This is a genomic window from Flavilitoribacter nigricans DSM 23189 = NBRC 102662 (assembly GCF_002646595.1).
Taxonomy (GTDB): domain Bacteria; phylum Bacteroidota; class Bacteroidia; order Chitinophagales; family Saprospiraceae; genus Flavilitoribacter; species Flavilitoribacter nigricans.
This window is the reverse complement of record NZ_PDUD01000018.1, coordinates 223,592-243,055: the sequence shown is the minus strand read 5'-3', so window position 1 is coordinate 243,055 and position 19,464 is coordinate 223,592. Positions and strand designations below refer to the sequence as shown.

The window sequence follows — 19,464 nt, the reverse complement described above, 5'->3', positions numbered from 1 at the left end:
CTGCCAGTTTGGTAATGGATCGACTGCTACTCTTTACCGATGGGAGTGTTTCCCCGCAATCTAAAACCGGATACGGAGCGTATCTCCTTTTGGAAGAACGGCAGCTCACGATGGAAACGGATTTCCATCCGATAGTGACCCATCGTTTCGAATCCACCTCTTCAACCCAACTGGAATTGCAAACCCTGATCTGGGCGCTCGAACAGATCAAGGGGCAAAAGCGGCAAATTGTAGCTTATACGGATTCTCAGAATATTCTTAGACTTATGGACCGGCGGCAGTCCCTGGAGGAAAAGGATTTTCGTAAAAAAGATCATAAGCTGCTGCGCCACCATCTCCTTTACCGCAGGTTTTTCGCTTTGATCGATACCCTGGATTGCCGGCTCGAGAAAGTAAAGGGACACCTGCCGGCCGGTCAAAAAAGCAAATTGGAAAAACTGTTTAGCCGGGTGGACCGAGCATCCAGAAAAGCCTTACGGGAAGAGAAGGAGTAGGGGAGCTTGTACTCTCCATGACAAGACCAACGATAGAAATGAGAAAAACCGGCAATCCTACCCAACCGAACCGCTTTTTCTGCCGGTCTATTCTATAAAGGCTATTCCATGCCCGTTTTGCTGTTCAAACTATTCCTTCATTCAAAAATGCACCTCTTCATGCAAAGGCCATTTTCCACCTCCATGCTCTGGATCCTGCTTGTATCAGGTATTTCATTTGTTGCTTGCAACAAAAGTGCCTTTACGCCCAATCCGTTTGAAGGCGATGTATTCCTCAGATCCCAGGCGGAAGTTGACGAATTCGGAGAAAAGGGCTACAACGTGATCACCGGGAATCTGCACATCGGAAAAGGATTCGGGCCTTACGGCGCCCCTGTTGGAATTACGGATATTGTGAGTTTACTGCCCTTGCGGGAGATCATTTCCGTTTCGGGGAATATAGAGATCGTCAACAACCCGGAGCTGGCGAGCCTAGCCGGCTTATCGACATTAAATACTGCCGGTTCGATCATCCTGCAGTACAATGCTATTCTGGAAAACATCCAGGCACTTTCCGGCCTGGAATCGATCGAAAACCATCTGATCCTCCAGGGCAACTCGCAGCTCGCTTCTCTGCGGGGGCTGGAACGCATTACCAAGATCCCCGGCGATCTTACGATCGAATTCAACCCGAAGCTGGAGAATTTTGCGGGACTCGAAAATCTGGAATCAATTGGCAGTCTGCAGTTACGCGACAATGAATCACTCGGGTCAATCGACCATTTGGAAAGCCTGGTAAAACTCGAACACCTTGGCATCACCTATAGTCCCCTGATCAATTCCCTGGCGGTATTCAAAAATATCACCAGCCTTCCCCGTGGCCTCGGTCTGGAGGAATTGAGTGCCTTAACTTCTCTGGAAGGATTACATAATGTCGAAAGCATCGGTGGTTTTTTGGGGATATGGAGAACCGGCCTTACCTCACTGGAAGAGCTCAGCAGCCTGCAAACCCTCGACCGTACCCTGAAGATCATTGGCAATGATCACCTAACATCCCTGGACGGATTGGAAAACATAAGCTCTATCGGCGGCTACGGCCTGGAGATTAGCGATAACGAGGCGCTCGTATCCATTGAGGGACTGTCCAATCTCCACTTCGTAAGCTTTAAATTTACGATCACCAACAATGAACTATTAGCGGATTTTTGTCCACTCAACAAACTATTCACCAATACTGATTTCCTTAATCGGGAAAATGAACGGACCAATATCCGGGGGAACAGTTATAATCCTTCCGAGGAGGATTTTCTCTACGATCAGTGTAAGCCTTAGGCTGAAATCCTAGTAAAAACAAAGTTTGAGAAGCGGTGATAAGGGATCTATCGCTCCGGTAGGGCACAGTTAAGACCTGAGATAATTTTATTAAATTTGGTTTCAATCTTGCCAAAAATGATGAAATTGTCCTACCGCCTCCCTGCTCTGTTCATTTTACTGATCTGTTCCTTTACCTCCACTTCGCAAAGTATCGACGCTTCCCGCATCGACAATAAGGTCATTTGCGGGTACCAGGGCTGGTTCAATTGCGCCGGTGACGGTTCGCCCCTGAATACATGGGTGCACTGGGCTACTTCCCAACCCGGCCCTTCATCACTCTCCTTTGAGCTGTTTCCCGATGTTTCCCAATACGATTCGCAGGATCTTTACGCTACCAATTTTCCGCAACTGGGCAATGGCGCGGATGCGAAGCTTTTCTCCTCTTACCCGGAGCGGGTCATCCAACTGCATTTTAACTGGATGGAAACTTACGGAATAGACGGGGTTGCCGTACAACGCTTCATCAGTCATGTACCCGAACCGCAGATCATGGCCACCCGGGATAGCATCGCCGCTCGGGCCGCGCGGGCTGCAGAGGACCACGGCCGGATATTCTACACCATGTATGACATCTCCGGTATCCGGGACGAACTGTTCCGGACGATCACCGAGGATTGGCAAACCCGCATGGAAACCGATTTAAAGATCACCGATTCGCCGGCCTATGCCCACCAGGACGGAAAGCCGGTGGTAGCCATCTGGGGGCTTGGTTTTACCCACACCCACGGCACGGCAGAGGAATCGCTGGCCCTGGTTAACTGGTTTAAAGAAAGGGGATACTTCGTCATCGGTGGGATACCGACCTACTGGCGAAGCGGTGACCGGGATGCCAAACCGGGTTTTCAGGAAGTTTTCCGGGCCATGGATATGCTCTCGCCCTGGACGGTCGGCCGTTTTGGCCATCCGGATGAGGCTGATCATTACCGGCAGGAAACACTGGCGGGAGATTATACATATTGTCAGGAAAACGGATTGCACTATCAACCGGTCTTGTTCCCGGGTTTTGCCTGGTCCAAATGGAACGGCGGCCCGCGCAATGAGATCCCCCGGGCGGGTGGCGACCTGTTCTGGCGGCAGGCGTACAATATCCGGTCCGAAGGGATTCCCGGCGCTTATATCGCTATGTTTGACGAATACGACGAAGCCACCGCAATTATGCCCGCCGCCGATAGTTATTTCGGTATTCCGGAAGGGGAGTATTTTCTGACCCTTGCGGCCGACGGCCGTTACCGCTCGGCTGATTTTTACCTGCGACTGGCGGGCGAGATTACGGATCTCTTTGGCAGTGATGATCCCCCATCTGCAGACTTTTCTACCGCTTCCTACCAGGCGCCCTATTTCTTCCGGACCAGCTTTGAGGCCGAAGTCGACGCCCAACCGGACTGGATCAACACCAATGAAGAAACTACTGCATTGACGAATACTTCCGGACCGGCCGGAACGGGCAATCCACGCTGTGAACTATCCGATTCCGAAGCCTTTCAGGGAGAAAAGTCCATGCACATTCAGGGATTGGACCGATCGTCGTCGGTTTCTCTTTCCTACTTCAAGGTATTTGATGTCGATATCCCGATCGGGCCGGATACCTATTTGTCTTACCTGATCAACCCACAGAACGAAGGCGGGCGTAACGTTGCGGTGGATCTGATCATGACGGACGAAAGCAATCTCCGGGATTCCGATGCGGTAGACAGCAACGGTAACGATCTGCATCCCGGTGCTCCACGGGGCACGATCCAGGAATGGACGCTGATCGAGAGTAAGATCGGCGACTGGCTGGCCGGAAAAACGATCGACCGAATCGTGATCGCTTACGATTATGGGCCCGAAGAACGCCCGTACTCTGCGTTCATCGATAATATTAAGATCCAGAACCTGAGTGAAGCGGAGGATATGGTTTCACCGGTATTGGAACGGGAGGATGACGGAGCCTTTCTCATCTATCCCAATCCCCTGCAAGGGCGTGATCGCGGTCTACTGATCGAATCGAAAAAGCCGGGAGCATGGCCGCGTACCAGTCTGAAGATCACCAATTACGAGGGCCGGGAAATAGCTCAGTATAAATTGACGGAAGCCCGGATCAGGCTGGACACCTCAGGTTGGTCCAAAGGCATTTATTTTCTCACCTTTACCAGTGGAGACAAAAGAACCACCCGAAAGCTGGTATTCCATTAGGACATCATTTCGGTATTCATAACCTAGAACTTGCCCTATTATGAAAAAATCCACCTGGATCAGGCTGCATCTCTACTGTGGCCTGTTTACCTCATTTTATCTGATCGCTTTTGGTTTCAGTAGCTTGATCCTCAACCATCAAGTGGAATTAAACCATACCGAAGTCACCGATACCTGGGATGCCCGGATCGAAGTAGTGGGCGGCAAAACAGATCAGGAACTGGCGGAAGAACTGCGGGATCAACTCAGCCTCATGGGCTGGTTACCTCCCTGGCAGTACAAAAGAGATTCCCTGCAGTTTAGCTGCGTAATTACCCATCTAGCCAAAGACACCCAACTCGAACTCGATCTGCAAAGCGGAGCGGTGCAAGCCAGTGAAAAACCCAAAGGCTTACTGGCGGTCCTGCACGGCCTGCATTTCTTTAATGGTCGCATACCCAATGCTCCGTTTTTCTGCGTACCTGGATCGTTTACCAGTGGCTCACTTTACTCGTTCTTTTTATCTCTCTGCTGCTGGGACTATGGCTTTGGATCCGGTACAGCCATAAAACCTGGGAGCTCTACGTTTTCGGGGGGCTATTCATCATTTCCTGTATGCTAATGCAATTGCTATGAAGATCAATTATAAAACGATTAAGAAGATCCACCTCTATGCCTGTTTGTCCACGGCGGCCTTACTGGTCATGTTCATCTTCACCAGTTACATGATGATCCACCACGACTGGTTCGATCACGAAACCGTCAAGGAAACGCTCTACTTTGATCTGGCTGCCGCTCCCGCCAACGACAGCGAGTGGCAACTTTGGACCCGGGAACACGACATCGCCGGCCGACTGGTACGTACCCGGGAAACGGCCACCGGCGATCCGGTTCGGGAATACGCACACGCCGGAGGCTCCGACCGCATCACCTACCTGTCGGAGGAGGGTAGAGTAGAGGTAAGCCGCAATACCAAAAGCACGGCTAATGCCATTATCGGCGTACACCGCCAGCGGGGTTACGGCGGTGGGATCACCTATTCCCTGTATGCCTTTTTACTGGATCTGCTGGCGGTGAGTCTGATCGTTTTCACCATCACCGGCATCATCATGTGGATGCGTCTGTTGCAGAATGATAAGTGGGCCTGGATCATTTTTGCCGGCGGCTTTTTGTATTTCGGGATCACCCTGCTTTATCTGACTTACGGGTGAAAAGCCGCCGGCAAAATGAAATTATGGATGCACCAATAGGTAAGCCCGATCCTGGATCTACCGACTGATTGTGAATCGTTTGGAATAACGCACCTCACCGGAAGTATTGAGACTTAAGACATAAGTCCCCACCGGCAGGGCTTGCACACTAACGGAAATATCTCCGCTTATGCCTTCTTCCAGAGGATAAGTTTGTACGAGCCGACCGTTGGGATCAAAAAATTCCAGTTGGGCGGTACGGTACGTTCCCGCGGGCAACGTGATCCGCAAACGATCCTGGACCGGATTGGGATATAACAAAATATCGCTCCGAGGCCTTTGGCTATCCAATTGCCCCCGATCCGGACTTATCCGATTGCTGCTAACGGGCTCGAAACGCCACTTTTGGTGCGTTGCGCCGGAGAAGGTTTGGGTTTCGACATTCCCCCCATTGCTGAGGTCGGCATTCTCAACGCCCACAGATAAGCCATTCTCTACATTTTCCAGCTGGTAATATCCGCCTCCCAGGTCGGTGATCAACCAACTCTGCTGGTCGCTTCCGTCACAATTCTGTTGGACGACATTGGTTTTATTCGGTCGGAAAATGGCCAGGCATTTACCGGAATGAACCGCCTGAATGAGGTAGGCCCCGCTTCCGTTTTCGGAAACCTGCCAGCGCTGATTATCTCCCCCGCCATTCAGCACCTCCCACTGTTGTACATTGGCGTTATTGTTACCGGACTGGTTGATCACATCCAGACCTTTGTCACTGTGCTGGGCGATGATATTGAAAGTACCGGTGATACCGCCGCCACCCTGATCCGCTTCGGTGGTTGCATTGGCGGTATTGGACCAGGCCGAACTGCCGGCCGCATTGGTAGCCCGGATACGGTAGTAATAAGTCGTTTCGGCGCTCAGCCCGTTATCTGTCGCGCTGGATGTATTACCCGCAGGGTTGGCCACATTCATCCAGTTGCTGCTTCCGTCCGGAGAGCGCTCCAGCTCGAAATTGGCTTCATTATTCGAATTATCGGACCAGCTAAGATCGATAGCTGAAGAACCGGCAGCAGTAGCGTTAAGATTATCGGGAGCCGCCGGTGGGGTTTGCGGCGGCGCGGAACTGGTCCAGATAAACGTCATAGCCGATTTTTTGGGAATGTCGTATTCAAAACCACCGTTGATCCCATCGGTTATATATACTTTTTCGGTCTTCTGCCGATCGTTATAGGCCAGCACTACCGTTGAACCATCAGCGTTGCGAAAAGCGGTCGCGTAGATGTAACTACTACCACTCGCCGCATCGATCTTCAGTGCTCCGGGAGCGACAAATTTGGCGATCTGCCCAATGATATAGTAGGAAACGTTCCGGGTAAAGCTAGTCGGACTATTGATCGTAACGGCACCCAGACATTCCGTGCAACCGCCCGGTGTTCGGGGGCCGTAATTGCTGTCCGTAGCCAGGTTCCACTCCAATACGCTGCGGGACCAGTTATTCATGGAGCCGATCACTACATTGCGTAAATGCCAGCCAAAATCTCCGATAAAGCTGCCGTTGGAACTGGTAAACTGTTCGGTGAAATAAACGTCCTTACCCGTAGCATTCCGCACCGTGGACATGGCTGAAATATCTCCGGCATAAAGGTGAAATGCCGCACCGCTGGCGTAAGGACTATTATTGAGGACCGAAATCGGGTAGGCGGTATTATCGCAATTGTGATCAAAGGCAATGATCTTCGTTGTAAATCCGGCCAGTTGCAGATCCGGCCCCAGGTGGTTATTGATAAAATCAGTCTGCTCGGAAGCAGACATCAGCATGCTGGGTTCATTATAGGGATTCTCCGGTTCGTTCTGGGGCGTGACCGCCCAGATATCGATACCGTGGCTTTGCATGGCTTCCAGATATTTGACAAAATAAAGGCTGTAGGCCGCGTAGTAGGTCGGATCCAAACTACCCCCAATCCAGGTGCCGTTGGTTTTCATCCAGGTGGGAGCGGTCCAGGGAGTAGCCAGGATCAGCAGATCGGGATTGATCGCGAGTATGTCCTGCAGTAAGGGCACAAGGTGGGTGAGATCGGGACCGGCCAGACTGAAGTTGACCATATTGACGTCTCCGGATACCTCATTGTAAGAATAGGTGGAATTGCTGAGGTCCGAAGCTCCGATGCTGATCCGCAGCGTGGAGATCCCCAAACCATCGGGACCGAAAAGCTCATCCAGAAGTGCCGCCCGTTCGTTCGCATTCAGACCGTTGATCACCTCGGCGCTACCCTGGGTCAGGCAGAAACCGAATCCTTCGATCGACTGATATCCGATACTTTCATTAAGGGTAATGGTATTGTTGGCATTACTGGAATTCGTACTGAAGGCAGTGACGGTCTGCGGGCTCAGCAAAACACTGGCATCGCCTCTGGTTAGCCAGGGCGTAACCGTCTGGGCGGATAGCTGTAGTCCGATTAGTATTGCTAGAACAATTGGAAAAAAGGAAGATAATCGCATGGGCACTGGTTTGTATGAAATAAAATAAAAATACGTTATTATCGATTTTGACCTAATAAAAGCACAATATTTTTATACTATTCCGTTTTTCCTATTTTGCGAGAAAATTGATCTATGCGATATTTCATGCTTGCTTTATGCGTGATGATAACGGGCCTATCCCTGCAGGGGCAATCTGCCAAAGGAAAAGTGATCATCGATTCCCTTTATTCCAAAAATCTGGAAAATGACTTCGGGGAAAAAACGACCCGGGCGCTTTCCGTCTACCTGCCCCCTGGTTATGATTCCGATGACCGGCGATACCCGGTCATTTACTATCTCCACGGTTTTTTGAACAATCACACCCTGCGTCCCGAAATGGTGGAGGTACTGGACTACGCGATCGCTAACCACCGGGTACGGCCCTTTATACTGGTAGTATCCGATCAGCAAACGACCTACGACGGGAGCTTTTACAGCAATTCGGGGGTCTTCGGTAACTGGGAAGATTTTACGGCCTACGACCTGGTGAAGTACATGGATGATAACTACCGAACGCTGGCCGATAAAGCCAGTCGGGGGATTACCGGGCACAGCATGGGTGGATACGGCGCCCTCAAAATAGCCATGCACCATCCGGATATTTTCAGCAGCGTTTATGCACTCAGTCCGGGCGCTTTAACCGTCGTTCGGGAATACGGTCCCAACAGCAGCACCTACCGGGAGCTCGCCGCCATAAAAACCATGGAAGCCGTCATGGGCACTTATTTCCCCAAAGTGATCGTGGCCTTCGCGCGTTCCTGGTCGCCCAATCCGGATAATCCGCCCTTTTACTGCGATATCCCCTTTGAATACGTGAGGGAAGAACTCGTCGTACATCCGGAAGTACTGGAGAAATGGTACGCCAATATGCCTTTACACATGATCGACGATAATCTGGATAATCTGGATAATCTGAAGCAACTGAAAGCCATCAAAATGGACTGGGGGCGTAATGCTGGTGACCGATTTACGATCCAGTGTGACATGTTCAGTCAGAGACTCGAAAATGTAGGTGTCGAACACTTTGCGGAAGAGTATATAGGTACGCATGTGAGCGGCATTTTTACCAGAGAAGGACGGGTACCGAACGCGATGCTGCCCTTTTTCGACCTTTACCTGGACTTCGGTCCGGAAAAGCCCTGATGGAAGCATCCGGCGGGATTGGATCTTACGCCGGATGGCGAGTGATTGAAGTTGTTTTTGCCATTTTACACTGGTTCCCATTTGAGAATCGAAACATTCTGGGCATGTCGTATCCGATACTTAACCGATCCCCTCAGAACGAGCTCTATTTGCGATTCTAATATTTTGCTACCTTCGCAAAAACAGTTCAATTACCGCATGAAGAATATCTTTTTACTTTTTCTGATGGCGTGGTCCGTTTCGATCAGCGCACAGGAAGATCCGTTGTGGATGCGCTCTCTGGCGATCTCTCCCGACGGCACCCAGATCGTATTTACCTACAAGGGTGATCTCTACAAAGTGCCGGTTGGTGGTGGTGATGCGCTCCAGCTTACCTTTCACGATGCACACGATCACATGGCCGTCTGGAATAAAGACGGTAGTAAACTGGCCTTCGCTTCCGACCGCTACGGGAATTTCGATGTCTATCTGATGGATGCCCAGGGTGGTCCGGCCGAACGGCTGACTTTTCATTCCAATGATGAAATGCCGTATACTTTTTCGGCGGATGATCAGCAGGTCGTTTTTGGCGCCCTGCGTCAGGATGCCGTCAATCATCGGCAGTATCCGCACCGCTCCCAATCCGAATTATACGCGGTACCGACTGAAGGTGGCCGGGTGAAGCAATTGCTGACGGTTCCGGCAGAATACGTCCAGTTTACCAAAAACGGCGGATTGATGTACTATCAGGATAAAAAAGGCGGCGAAAACGAATGGAGAAAGCACCACGTTTCCTCCATCGCCCGGGACATCTGGGTATACGATGTGCAAAATAAAAGCCATAAAATGATCACCTCCTTTGCCGGAGAGGATCGGCAGCCCATTGTGAGTGAGGATGAAAAGAGCCTCTATTACCTCAGTGAAGAGAGCGGCACTTTCAATGTGCACAAACTGTCAATCGAAGATCCGTCCGAGAAGCAACAGCTGACGAATTTTGAACTTCATCCGGTGCGATTCCTCAGTATGGCTAAAGGCGTATTGTGCTTCGGTTTCGACGGCGAGATCTACACCATGCGGGAAGGTGCCGCCCCGGAGAAAGTAACGGTTCGGATCCGGACCCAGAGTAAATCGAATGAAGATCAGTTCATCTCCATCGACAGCGGTATCGAAGAGATGGCGGTATCCCCGAACGGCAAAGAAATTGCTTTCATCGCCCGGGGTGAGGTATTTGTCACGGCTGTCGAGGAATCTTTCACCAAAAGGCTGACCAACACGCCCGAGCGGGAGCGTTTCGTCGGCTGGGGCCCGGAAGGTAAATCGGTCGTTTACAGTAGCGAACGGGACGGCAAATGGAGCATCTTCAAAGCCGAAAAGGTCCGGGGCGAAGAACCCTTTTTCTTTGCTTCAACTCTGATCGAAGAGGAAGTCGTGATCACCAATACTTCCGATAACTATTTGCCGAATTATTCTCCGGACGGGAAAAAACTAGCCTTTGTCGAAGACCGGCGCTCCTTAAAAGTACTCGATCTGTCCAGCAAAGAAACCGTGACCCTGTTGGGGCCGGAGGATTTGTTCCACATGAGAGACGGCGACAAGTATTTTACCTGGAGCCCCGACAGTAAGTGGCTACTCGTGGAATGGGATCAATCTCTCAATAACAGCGAAGTGCTGCTGATGGCTGCCGACGGTTCGGAACGGGTCAATCTCAACGAGAGCGGCTATTACGACTCCAATCCCAAGTGGGTAGACGACGGCAAGCAAATGCTCTGGTTCAGCAACCGGAACGGCCTGAAGTCCTACGCTACCAGCGGACGCTTTGAGACCGATGTCTACAGCATGTTCTTCACCCAGGCGGCCTGGGATACCTTCAATCTGAGCGATGAGGAGTACAAATTGATGAAGGCGATCAAAGAGGAAAGCAAAAAAGACAAGAAGAAAGAAACGGCAGATAAGGATAAATCTAAAGAAGAGAAAAAGGACGAGAAAAAAACGGTTAAACCTTTGACTTTTGACTGGGAAAACATGGACGAACGGACTTCCCGTCTCACCATACACTCTTCCCGGCTGGGGGATGCAGTCCTTTCCAAGGATGGAGATAAACTCTACTACCTGAGCCAGTTCGAGGACAAGATGAACCTCTGGAGCACCGACCTCCGTACGAAGGAAACCAAGATGGTACTGAAATTAGGCGCCAGTTCGGGGAGTCTGGAATGGGATAAAGGGATGAAGAACCTTTATTTGCTTAGTGGTGGAAAAATTTCCAAGATTGATCCCGAAAAAGAGAAAAAGGAAGCCGTCAAGATCAAAGGAGAGATGCAGTTTGATGTAGCTGCGGAGCGGGCCTCCATGTTCGATCACGTCTGGATCCGCACGAATGCCATCTTCTACCACCCGGATTTTCACGGTATCGATTGGGATCAGATGAAAACGGAATACGGAAAATTCGTACCGCATATCGGAAACTCCTACGAGTTTACGGAAATGATCTCCGAAATGCTGGGAGAGCTCAACGTGTCGCACGCCGGGGGTCGCTACGGAGGATACAAACTCGAAAATGAGGATGCTACCGCTTCCCTCGGCATCTTTATGAATTACGATCACACCGGAGACGGCATCCTGATCGACGAGGTGATCACCGGTGGGCCTCTGGACAAGGCCGGTTTTGCGGTAAAGGCCGGCATGATCATTGAGAAGATCAACGGCGAAACCATTACTCCCGACCGGGATATTGCCCGCTATCTCAATCGGAAGGCCGGTGATTTTACTCTGCTGGAACTGGTGGATCCCGCGACGAAAGAACGAAAGGTGATCACGGTTAAACCCATCACTTTGGGAGCGGAAAACCAACTGCTGTACAAACGCTGGGTGAAGATCAACGAAGCGGAGGTCGAAAAACTGAGCAACGGGCAGTTGGGCTATGTCCACATCCCCGGTATGGGAGATGAACCATACCGGAATATCTACGAGGATATGATGGGCAAATATTTCAAACGCAAGGGGATGATCGTCGATACCCGTTTTAACGGCGGTGGTGATCTGGTGGCGGACCTGGCGATGTTTTTCACCGGCGTACCCTTTATCAGTTACGAGACCGAAGCCAAAGTTGTTGGCGGAGAACCGACCTCCCGCTGGACCAAGCCGACGCTGGCCCTGATCAACGAAAGTCAGTATTCGGACGGGCACTGTTTTGCCTGCGGATACACGGACCTGAAGATCGGAAAGACGGTGGGCATGCCCGTACCCGGCACCTGTAGCTATGCGGGCTGGGAACGTCTGCCCGATGGATCGGTGTGGGGCGTTGTGCCCGTGAGCGCTAAGGATAAAGCGGGGAACTGGATGGAAAATAACCAGACGGAACCGACCATTATGATCAAAAATATGCCCGGGGTGATCGACGACGGGCGGGATCAGCAACTGGAACGCGCCGTGGAGGAAATGCTGCGGGATGTCAATTAAATCGCCAATTAGCAAAACTATCAATCCCGAAAATTTCAGAATTAACCGTAGGTGTAAATCTATCTTTTGCCGTCTAACTGGCAAATACCAAAATAATCGACAACTCTACTTATGAAGATCAAGCAAGCATTGACACTGGAAGACCTGAAGTCTTCAATCCATTCTTTTTGGGATTATTCCGGTGCCAAGATCGAATCGATCAAGAATAATTACAATGCCTCAAAAGGTACTCCGGTATTTACCGTGAAAGGGGAGTATACTACCCGTGGCTGGACCGAATGGACCCAGGGTTTTCAATTCGGATCTGCGATCCTGCAGTTCGATGCCACCGGTGACGAATCCTTCCTGGAATATGGCCGCAAGGAAACCGTAGATAAAATGGCTTCCCACGTCAGCCATTTTGGGGTGCATGATCACGGCTTCAACAATGTGAGCACCTACGGTAACCTGCTGCGCCTGATGCGCGAAGGCCGGATCCCAGAGAATGCCTGGGAAAAAGACTATTACGAATTGGCCCTCAAGATTTCCGGAGCGGTGCAGGCCAAACGCTGGACTGACATTCCCGGCGGCGGTTATCTGTATTCCTTCAACGGACCGCACTCGCTATTCGTCGATACGATCCGTACGGTGCGGGCACTCATCGTCAGCCATGAACTTGGCCATGAATTAATGGGAGATAATGATGTGCAGGTCAGTTTGTTAGGCCGGTCTATCCAGCACGCCATCTCCACGGCTAAATACGCGATCTATTACGGAGAAGGCCGGGATAGTTACGACGAATGGGGACGTACCGCCCACGAAAGCATTTTCAATACCAATGACGGTAACTTCCGGTGCCCGAACGCCCAACAGGGCTTTTCCGGCTTCACGACCTGGACCCGCGGTCTGGCCTGGGCCATGGTTGGATTCCCCGAGGAACTGGAATACCTGCAAACGGTTTCCGACGACCTCCTGGAACCCTACGGAGGCCGGTCCGAACTGGAAGCGATCTACCTGAAAGCCGCTCGGGCTACCTGTGATTTCTTCATTGATAACACCGCGGCGGACGGCATTCCTTATTGGGATACCGGAGCGCCCCAACTACACAAGCTCGGCAACTATACGGAACGGGATTCCGATCCTTATAATGACTTTGAACCGATCGACAGCTCGGCGGCCGCTATCGGAGCGCAAGGTTTGCTACGCCTGGGTAAGTATCTCGAAAAAACGGACCCGGAAGCCGGTAAAAAGTATTTCCAGGCGGGCCTGACCTCTCTGGAAACCCTGCTGCAGGAACCTTATCTGAGTAAGGATCCCAACCACCAGGGGCTGATCCTGCATTCCATCTACCACGAACCCAATGGCTGGGATTACGTGCCGGAAGGCAGCAAAGTGGCCAACGGCGAATCCAGTATGTGGGGAGACTACCACGCACGGGAACTGGTGCTTTACGCCCAGCGACTGCTGGAAGATAAGCCTTATTATACCTTCTACAGTTGTGTGAAATAATTCTTTAATCGTACAGACTCAGATTTTCTAAGTTTTGAAAACTTAGAAAGTCTTTCTTCAGAGCCTTTCAATTGACACCAATGCCCGAAAATATAGCAAAACTCTGTATCCATTCTATTACTACCAAGCCCTGGTCTCTGGATGTCGCCCTGGATAAATACGCGGCCGCCGGAGTCGGCGGGATCAGCATCTGGCAGGATGCCGCCCAGGCAGTGGGCCAGGAACGAGCCCGCGATCTGGTGGAAGCTTCGCCAGTGGAGGTGATCTCCTACGTACGCGGCGGTTTTTTCCCCAACCACAGTGCGGAAGCCCGGCTCAAAGCCCTCGACGACAATAAAAAGATGATAGACGAAGCGGCCACGCTCGGCGCACCGCTGCTGGTGCTGGTTTGTGGCGCCGAGCCCAAGCAATCCCTGCAGGAAAGTCGTAAGCAGATCCAGGCCGGGATCGAGGCCCTGATCCCCTACGCGGCCGAACGCGGGGTGAAGCTGGGTATTGAGCCCCTGCATCCCATGTACGCGGATACCCGCTCGGCGATCAATACCCTGGGCCAGGCGAATGAAGTAGCCGAAGCGATCAGCCACGAGCAGGTGGGGATCGCCGTTGATGTTTACCACCTCTGGTGGGATGATCAACTGGAGCAGGAAATTAAACGCTGCGGCGAGCAAGGGAACCTTTACGCTTTTCACGTCTGTGATTGGAAAGTCCCGACCAGTGATATGCTGCTGGACCGGGGCCTGATGGGAGAGGGCTGCATTGATGTCCCCCTGATCCGCTCCTGGGTGGAAGCAGCCGGATTCGACGGCTTTAATGAGGTAGAGATCTTCTCTAATCATTACTGGGCCATGGACCAGGACGACTTCCTCGCGCAGATCATCGAAGCTTACAAAAAACACAGTTAATATTTTACCGGTTAGCAGTGGCCGGTTCCCCCGGGGACCGGACGGCTCCTGACCAGTCCACAACATAATAACTAAAATAAAATGTCTGATAACAGCAATACTAGAACCATCGGCCTGATCATGAACGGTGTGACCGGCCGGATGGGTACCAACCAACATTTACTGCGTTCGATCGCGGCTATCCGTCAGCAGGGAGGTGTAAAGACCCCTTCCGGAATGATCATTTATCCGGAACCGGTGCTGGTAGGCCGGAACGCGGCAAAACTGGCTGCCCTTTGTAAAAAGACCGGTATCGAGCGGATGTCAACCGACCTGGATGAAGTCCTGGCCGATGATTTTTACGAGATCTATTTTGATGCCCAGATCACGGGTCGCCGCTACGCCAGCGTAAAGAAAGCGATTGAAGCGGGTAAACACGTCTATTGTGAAAAACCGAGCGGTACGACTACCGAGGAAGCCCTGGACCTGTACCGGATCGCCAAAGAAGCCGGGATCAAGCACGGCGTTGTGCAGGATAAATTGTGGTTGCCGGGGATGCTGAAGCTGAAACGACTGATGGAAAACGATTTCTTCGGTGAGATCCTTTCCGTTCGCGGTGAATTCGGTTACTGGGTATTCGAAGGTACCTCCATTCCGGCCCAACGGCCTTCCTGGAACTACCGTAAAGAAGATGACGGCGGCATTATCGTGGATATGCTCTGCCACTGGCGCTATGTACTCGATAACCTTTTCGGCAACGTAAAAAGTGTATTCTGCCTGGGTGCTACCCACATTCCCGAGCGGATCGACGAGCAGGGCAAACCCTACAAAGCTACGGCCGATGATGCCGCCTATGCGGTATTCGAACTCGAAGGTGGTGTGATCGCCCAGTTCAACTCTTCCTGGACTACCCGCGTTCGTCGGGATGACCTACTGACCCTGCACGTGGACGGCACCAAAGGTTCGGCCGTTGCCGGCCTGCGGGAATGCCACATCCAACACTACGGTAATACGCCGAAGCCGGTCTGGAATCCGGATATTCCCCAGCCGATCGATTTCCACGAAGACTGGAGCAAAGTTCCGTATCAGGAGGATTTCGACAATGCTTTCAAAGCCCAGTGGGAACTGTATCTGCAACATGTAGTGCTCGACACGCCCTTCCCGTGGGGACTACTGGAGGGAGCCAAAGGCGTACAATTGGCGGAATTGGGACTGGAAAGTTGGGAAAAACGGTGCTTGCTGCCGGTAAAAGATCTTGAAGCATGAGTAATAAGAAAGTAGCTCTCGTCACCGGCGGGAGTCGGGGCATAGGCCTGGGCATTGCCCGGGCCCTTGCCGCCGAAGGTGTACAGCTGGCGATCAATGGGGTCCGGCCCGAAGAACGGGTAACGGAAACGCTGGAGGAATTGCGCAGTACCGGCGTGGATGTGATATACGCGCAGGGAGATATCGGCGAAAAAGCCGATCGCGAGCGTATGATCGCCGAAATCTGGGATCACTTCGGGCAATTGAATGTACTGGTCAATAATGCGGGAGTCGCTCCCAAAGAACGCAATGACCTGCTGAACATGTCGGAAGACAGTTACGACTGGGTCATGGGCGTCAACCTGAAAGGGCCGCTCTTTCTGACGCAGGCGATCGCCAATAAGATGCTGGACCACAAACGTGCGGACGCAGACTACGAAGCCTGCATCGTCAATGTGTCTTCCATTTCGGCAACGGTTGCTTCTATCAACCGCGGAGAGTACTGTATCTCCAAGGCCGGGATCGGGATGATGACCCAACTGTTCGCCACCCGATTGGCCGGCGAAGGCATTCCCGTATACGAATTGCGCCCGGGCGTGATCAAAACGGATATGACCAGCGTAGTTACCGAGAAGTACGACAAACTGATCTCCGAAGGTCTGACGCTCCAGCCTCGCTGGGGATTTCCGGAAGATATCGGCAAGGCTGTAGCTTCTTTGGTAAGGGGAGATTTCCCGTATTCTACCGGACAGGTGATCATGATCGACGGGGGGCTGACCTCCCAGAGACTGTAGATCTGGCACCTTAGCTCTAATGTAACTTTTCCGGTCCCTGGTACCGGATCAAACGGTTGACCGGTGGTCAACTGACTAATAAGGTTTTATGAAAAACGATAAACTCATCTGGAGAATTTGCTGCGGCCTGGCCATCCTGCTGATGGTACTTGCTTTTTCGCCCGTTTTTATTCCAACCGGAGTGTTCGAGCCTAAGCTATTTGGGATGCCCTATACCCTTTGGTCGGGTATTGCGGTCTGTATTGCGATGGTTCTGATCACCTACGTAGCCACTCTGGTGCATCCGGGACGCAGGGATCCGCTGTTTGGCGATCGCCACGAAAAGAACTAGCAAAGACGGAGCCGGCTCCCAAATATTGACCGGCCTTACTTTAACTGAAATCAAAGCTAACCGGTGCCGACTTTTTGCGCTCCCAACGATAGGGGCCGGCATCATGCAAACGAAACACCATGCTTCAATCCTTACTCATTGTTGGCCTGATCTATCTGGTCATTCTTATTTCAATCTCTCTCTGGCAGAGGAAAAAGGCTTCGGATAGTAAATCCTATCTGCTGGCCGGCGGAAGTCTGGGTAGTGTACTCGGGCTTTTTACTTTTGCAGCTACGCTGTTCAGTACGTTTACCCTGTTGGGAATGCCGGATTTTTTCCGAACCCATGGGGTAGGGGCATGGACCTTTCTGGCCGTATCGGATATGGCCATGATCTTCGGCGTGATCTGGGCCGGGTTTTACTTTCGCAAGAAGGCCCTGCAGGAAGGTCAGGGTAATTACTGGGGCATGGCCGGATTTCTGACGAAATGTTACGAAAACCGACTGGCGGGCCTGGTGGCCTTCTTCGGTGTTTTCGTTTTCCTGATCCCTTACGTAGCCATCCAGATCAAGGGCGTTTCCGATTTCCTGGACCAGGCCTTTCCCGACCTTTTACCCATCTGGGGCTGGTCGGTGATCATGGTGGTGGTGATGATGGTCTACAGTGAGATCGGAGGACTGAAAGCGATCATTTACAATGATGCGATCCAGGGCCTGATTCTGCTGATCGTGATCTGGATCGTCGGACTGAGTTGTCTGAACAGTATCGGCGGCATCGAAGCGGGCTACACCCAACTGGAGGCACAAAACCCGGAACTGCTCTCCACCCCGGGCCCCAGAGGGCTATTCAGTGCCCAGTTCCTCATTGGATCTGCAGTCGCCATCCTGATGATCCCCTTCACCCAGCCACAGGTATCCATCCGATTGGCAATTATGAAGGATAACCGGGCTATGTATCGCATGGCAGTGGGGGTGGGTACTTTCGCTATTCTGGTCATCCTGCCAACGGCTTTCATCGGCTTGTACGGTTCGTTGAAATATCCGGATATGAGCGCGTTCGAATTTCTCGGTCAGGCCCTCATCCGGGACCAGCCATCCACGCTGGCGGCTTTTGTCCTTATCGGATTGCTGGCTGCGGCTATCTCCACCGCCGACTCCCAGATCTTTGCCCTCGGTACGGAGATGCGCTCCATTTTGAGAATGGGCGATGACGAAAAAATGCTACGAACCACCAAGATCGGTATTGGTATTTTCGCCGTCGTAGCCCTGTTGTTCTCCATTGTCAGCAGTGATCAACTGGCCCTGCTGGCCCGTACCAGTTTCGCAGGTACTTCCCTGCTGGCGCCGATGATCTTTAGCGCCATTTTTTACAAGCAGCCGGAAAAGTTGAAGATCCTGCCCGTAGCAACTCTGATCGGTTTGCTCCTGTTCATTGGTTCCCTGCTGGGCGTAGTGCCCAGTGAAATACTTGGATTGCGCATGGATCTACTGCTGATCCTGGCTCTGGGTATCCTCGCTTTTGCCCTGATCGCAATGGCCAAAGGAAAAGAATAAACAACCTGGCAGTGCCGCGTATTGTGGTTCATTACGCGGCACTGCTCCTTTTATACATCGTATTCATACAATCGTAACCCTTCGATCAGCCGCACCAGCTTCCGTGCGTATTGCTTATCCGTCGCATATCCTGCCTCCTTTAATCCACGGGCCCATCCTTTGTAATCCGAACGGGGAAGTTTAAAAAGATCTTCGTATCGTTCGCTGTTGACCAGCAAAAGGCTATGCGCCCGGTAGCTTTCCCAGGCAGAGGTGAACTTTCGGAAAAAATCCTTGTGAGAGTCATCGGAATAATTGGCACAATGGCCTTTATCACAACTGCGGCTGAAACATTTCAGTCCAAAGTGATTATTGTGATCGGTAGCCAGCGGGCTTGTTCCGGCATTGGTTTCCAATAAACCCTGGGCCAGGGTGATGCTGGCCGGTATTCCGAATTCCGTCATTTCTTTTCTGGCCACTTTGGCAAAGCGATCGACATAAGAGGCCTGCTGCTGGTCTTTGGCGTTCAATACGGGCGGATTATGGACCGGGGCCACTTCGGCAGTAGTAGCTGTCGGTACCGTTTTTATCAGTTCCTGTAGCTGGTTGGGCGATACCTGATAGGCTCCATTCTGTAGATCCAACTGGAACCGTACATCCTTTTTCAGAAAGATCAGGGTCAGCAGACCAATCATCAGGAGGCGGAACCAATTGGCGTGGATCCATTGCTGCAATTCTGCGGACTGGATCCGGATCTGTCCTCCGGCTGCCAGCAGCCATTGACGGATCATCTTTTTCGGCTTGGACTTTACGGGTAAAGATCTGGGCATACTAACGGGATTTTATGGTTAAGAAATTTGTTGGCAAAAGATTTGGACCGTAGAGCGCGGGTGGTGGTATGGGACTTTCTTTCGTTCATTAATATTAC

15 protein-coding genes are annotated in these 19,464 nt (G+C 51.8%); 13 read left to right on the top strand and 2 right to left on the bottom strand.

The annotated features are described in order from the left end of the window. The first annotated feature begins 14 nt into the window (after positions 1-14). The 5 genes from CRP01_RS12035 (at position 15) to CRP01_RS12015 (ending at position 5,212) form a co-directional block, all read left to right on the top strand. Complete coding sequence (locus CRP01_RS12035; RefSeq protein ID WP_099150287.1) at positions 15-494, top strand: ribonuclease HI; 480 nt, start codon at positions 15-17, stop codon at positions 492-494. 159 nt (positions 495-653) lie between these two features. Continuing rightward, complete coding sequence (locus tag CRP01_RS12030; RefSeq protein WP_143473360.1) at positions 654-1,805, top strand: hypothetical protein; 1,152 nt, start codon at positions 654-656, stop codon at positions 1,803-1,805. A gap of 117 nt (positions 1,806-1,922) precedes the next feature. Further along, positions 1,923-4,022, top strand: coding sequence for a T9SS type A sorting domain-containing protein (locus tag CRP01_RS12025; protein ID WP_143473359.1), 2,100 nt, complete (start codon positions 1,923-1,925; stop codon positions 4,020-4,022). Between the two features lie 40 nt (positions 4,023-4,062). Next, the gene (locus CRP01_RS12020) at positions 4,063-4,623 is read left to right on the top strand and encodes a hypothetical protein (RefSeq protein WP_099150284.1); all 561 of its coding nucleotides are present in this window, start codon (positions 4,063-4,065) and stop codon (positions 4,621-4,623) included. A gap of 10 nt (positions 4,624-4,633) precedes the next feature. Beyond that, on the top strand, positions 4,634-5,212 hold the full coding sequence (locus CRP01_RS12015) for a PepSY-associated TM helix domain-containing protein (protein ID WP_099150283.1): 579 nt from the start codon (positions 4,634-4,636) through the stop codon (positions 5,210-5,212). Between the two features lie 57 nt (positions 5,213-5,269). On the opposite strand, the gene CRP01_RS12010 is transcribed toward CRP01_RS12015, so the two are convergent. Further along, complete coding sequence (locus CRP01_RS12010) at positions 5,270-7,687, bottom strand: RICIN domain-containing protein (protein ID WP_099150282.1); 2,418 nt, start codon at positions 7,685-7,687, stop codon at positions 5,270-5,272. Positions 7,688-7,801: 114 nt separating this feature from the next. Between CRP01_RS12010 and CRP01_RS12005 the strand changes: the two genes are divergently transcribed. From CRP01_RS12005 to CRP01_RS11970, 8 genes are all read left to right on the top strand, one after another. Next, entirely contained in the window at positions 7,802-8,851 is a 1,050-nt protein-coding gene (locus CRP01_RS12005) for an alpha/beta hydrolase (RefSeq protein ID WP_099150281.1), read from the top strand. Between the two features lie 198 nt (positions 8,852-9,049). Further along, the gene (locus CRP01_RS12000) at positions 9,050-12,286 is read left to right on the top strand and encodes a S41 family peptidase (RefSeq protein ID WP_099150280.1); all 3,237 of its coding nucleotides are present in this window, start codon (positions 9,050-9,052) and stop codon (positions 12,284-12,286) included. A gap of 111 nt (positions 12,287-12,397) precedes the next feature. Beyond that, the gene (locus tag CRP01_RS11995) at positions 12,398-13,774 is read left to right on the top strand and encodes a glycosyl hydrolase (protein ID WP_099150279.1); all 1,377 of its coding nucleotides are present in this window, start codon (positions 12,398-12,400) and stop codon (positions 13,772-13,774) included. Between the two features lie 80 nt (positions 13,775-13,854). Further along, entirely contained in the window at positions 13,855-14,676 is an 822-nt protein-coding gene (locus tag CRP01_RS11990; RefSeq protein ID WP_099150278.1) for a sugar phosphate isomerase/epimerase family protein, read from the top strand. Between the two features lie 81 nt (positions 14,677-14,757). Continuing rightward, a complete protein-coding gene (locus tag CRP01_RS11985; RefSeq protein ID WP_222845720.1) occupies positions 14,758-15,921 on the top strand; it encodes a Gfo/Idh/MocA family protein in 1,164 nt (387 codons plus the stop codon). Beyond that, positions 15,918-16,694, top strand: coding sequence for a 3-ketoacyl-ACP reductase (locus CRP01_RS11980; RefSeq protein WP_099150277.1), 777 nt, complete (start codon positions 15,918-15,920; stop codon positions 16,692-16,694). The genes CRP01_RS11985 and CRP01_RS11980 overlap by 4 nt, the downstream gene beginning before the upstream one ends. Before the next feature lie 88 nt (positions 16,695-16,782). Next, positions 16,783-17,025 (top strand): hypothetical protein, encoded by a 243-nt coding sequence (locus CRP01_RS11975; RefSeq protein WP_099150276.1) that lies wholly within the window; start codon positions 16,783-16,785, stop codon positions 17,023-17,025. Between the two features lie 119 nt (positions 17,026-17,144). Continuing rightward, on the top strand, positions 17,145-18,557 hold the full coding sequence (locus CRP01_RS11970) for a sodium:solute symporter family protein (RefSeq protein ID WP_099150275.1): 1,413 nt from the start codon (positions 17,145-17,147) through the stop codon (positions 18,555-18,557). A gap of 50 nt (positions 18,558-18,607) precedes the next feature. Here the strand turns inward: CRP01_RS11970 and CRP01_RS11965 are convergent, their stop codons facing one another. Then, positions 18,608-19,366: a glycoside hydrolase family 73 protein gene (locus tag CRP01_RS11965; protein ID WP_099150274.1), complete on the bottom strand. Its 759-nt coding sequence runs from the start codon at positions 19,364-19,366 to the stop codon at positions 18,608-18,610. Positions 19,367-19,464 lie beyond the last annotated feature (98 nt).

What these genes read in the sequence shown, in the direction of transcription:
- CRP01_RS11985 (WP_222845720.1), top strand. Translation starts at nt 14,758, where the DNA reads ATGTCTGATAACAGCAATACTAGAACCATCGGCCTGATCATGAACGGT.
- CRP01_RS12035 (WP_099150287.1), top strand. Translation starts at nt 15, where the DNA reads ATGGATCGACTGCTACTCTTTACCGATGGGAGTGTTTCCCCGCAATCT.
- CRP01_RS12015 (WP_099150283.1), top strand. Translation starts at nt 4,634, where the DNA reads ATGAAGATCAATTATAAAACGATTAAGAAGATCCACCTCTATGCCTGT.
- CRP01_RS11995 (WP_099150279.1), top strand. Translation starts at nt 12,398, where the DNA reads ATGAAGATCAAGCAAGCATTGACACTGGAAGACCTGAAGTCTTCAATC.
- CRP01_RS11970 (WP_099150275.1), top strand. Translation starts at nt 17,145, where the DNA reads ATGCTTCAATCCTTACTCATTGTTGGCCTGATCTATCTGGTCATTCTT.
- CRP01_RS12025 (WP_143473359.1), top strand. Translation starts at nt 1,923, where the DNA reads ATGATGAAATTGTCCTACCGCCTCCCTGCTCTGTTCATTTTACTGATC.
- CRP01_RS11965 (WP_099150274.1), bottom strand. Translation starts at nt 19,366, where the DNA reads ATGCCCAGATCTTTACCCGTAAAGTCCAAGCCGAAAAAGATGATCCGT.
- CRP01_RS11990 (WP_099150278.1), top strand. Translation starts at nt 13,855, where the DNA reads ATGCCCGAAAATATAGCAAAACTCTGTATCCATTCTATTACTACCAAG.
- CRP01_RS11975 (WP_099150276.1), top strand. Translation starts at nt 16,783, where the DNA reads ATGAAAAACGATAAACTCATCTGGAGAATTTGCTGCGGCCTGGCCATC.
- CRP01_RS12005 (WP_099150281.1), top strand. Translation starts at nt 7,802, where the DNA reads ATGCGATATTTCATGCTTGCTTTATGCGTGATGATAACGGGCCTATCC.
- CRP01_RS12010 (WP_099150282.1), bottom strand. Translation starts at nt 7,687, where the DNA reads ATGCGATTATCTTCCTTTTTTCCAATTGTTCTAGCAATACTAATCGGA.
- CRP01_RS11980 (WP_099150277.1), top strand. Translation starts at nt 15,918, where the DNA reads ATGAGTAATAAGAAAGTAGCTCTCGTCACCGGCGGGAGTCGGGGCATA.
- CRP01_RS12020 (WP_099150284.1), top strand. Translation starts at nt 4,063, where the DNA reads ATGAAAAAATCCACCTGGATCAGGCTGCATCTCTACTGTGGCCTGTTT.
- CRP01_RS12030 (WP_143473360.1), top strand. Translation starts at nt 654, where the DNA reads ATGCAAAGGCCATTTTCCACCTCCATGCTCTGGATCCTGCTTGTATCA.
- CRP01_RS12000 (WP_099150280.1), top strand. Translation starts at nt 9,050, where the DNA reads ATGAAGAATATCTTTTTACTTTTTCTGATGGCGTGGTCCGTTTCGATC.